The following is a 1,397-nucleotide window of genomic DNA, read 5'->3' on the forward strand; positions in this document are numbered from 1 at the left end:
AAGGTGGCGTCTTTGGCATTGCCGAGACATTCATAAGCTTGTTGACGAAATTCCCGTAATTGTTCTAACTTCATGGCCTGGCGGGGTGACAACCCCGCCCAAAAGCCGGACAGGGCCAAGATTTGACCGACTTATGTTAAAAAAAGATAGGTCAAGCTAAAGTTACACTCGACCTATGCCAAAAATATGTTACCTAGATTCTATCAGACTAACTTCCAAAGAGAACTAACCCGCTCTCAATTTTTAGTTCTAGAAATAGTGCTCAACCTCTTGACATCAGAAAAACAGGTGAAATTAGAACGACTTGCTCGCGTATTTCCGTACCCCATTACCACGCTCAAGTCGTCGCCGCAAGTTACAAAGATTTTTAGATTTACCCCAGCTTACCTTAACTTGTCTGTGGTTTCCGCTAATTACCTATTGGTTGACAAATTATTGTCAACCCGGACAGAAATTATCGATCGCGATCGATCGCAGCCAATGGGGATGTATCAATCTGTTTATGGTTAGTCTGATTTGGGAGCGAAGAGCAATCCCGTTATCTTGGTCCTTGTTACCAAAACGAGGTAGCAGTAATGTCGATGAGCAGATCGCCGCCATCTCAACTATTTTACCCTTATTTAAAGATTATCAGATCGTGGTGCTAGGGGATCGAGAATTCTGTTCAGTAGATTTGGCAAACTGGCTGAGAGAACAGGATGTGTATTTTTGTTTACGACTCAAACGAAATCATTGTATCGAAACCGAAAATATGATTTGGCTACGGTTAGATGAGTGCGGAACATCTCTATACTTTCAAGGTGTAAAAGTTAGAAAGACTAAGCCGCTGGCAGGATTTGATGTTGCCTGCAAATGGAAAAGGAATTATCAAGGATGGACAGTTGACGAGGCGTGGTTTATTCTAACTAACTTGGGTAGTTTACCGGAAGCTATCGCTGCTTATAAGCAATGGATGGGAATTGAGGAAATGTTCCGTGATTGCAAAACAGGAGGCTATAATTTAGAGGGGACAGGGTTAATAGAAGACCGATTAATTAAAATGATTCTCTTGATGACAATTGCCTATAGTCGTGACCTTATTGAAGGTACTCTAGTCAAAAAAAAGCATTTGCAAAAGTATGTTTCTCGCATCAAGGAACCCCAAAGAACTTATCGCAGACGCAGTACATTCGGGAGTGGCAATGATAGCCAACAGTGGGTTAATTATCTTGAAAAATATGCTGAACCTGTGGAAGAGTTAATGAAGTTAACTCGTAATAAGCGTCACTTTTATCAAAAAGGTCTCAGGGCTAGAACCTTGCTCAGGCAAGGTTTGTAGCTATAAGTAGTTAGACAAAATTAATTACACAAATACATAGTACAATGATATTTCAGGCAAAATTATGAGTTAATTACAG

1 protein-coding gene is annotated in these 1,397 nt (G+C 40.6%); it reads left to right on the forward strand.

Annotation, left to right across the window (positions count from 1 at the left end; genetic code table 11):
* Positions 1-304: 304 nt before the first annotated feature.
* The gene (locus QUB33_RS29440) at positions 305-1,318 is read left to right on the forward strand and encodes an IS4 family transposase (protein ID WP_333358220.1); all 1,014 of its coding nucleotides are present in this window, start codon (positions 305-307) and stop codon (positions 1,316-1,318) included.
* Positions 1,319-1,397: the final 79 nt, after the last annotated feature.

Source organism: Microcoleus sp. B3-A4, from assembly GCF_036705385.1.
Lineage (GTDB): Bacteria > Cyanobacteriota > Cyanobacteriia > Cyanobacteriales > Microcoleaceae > Microcoleus.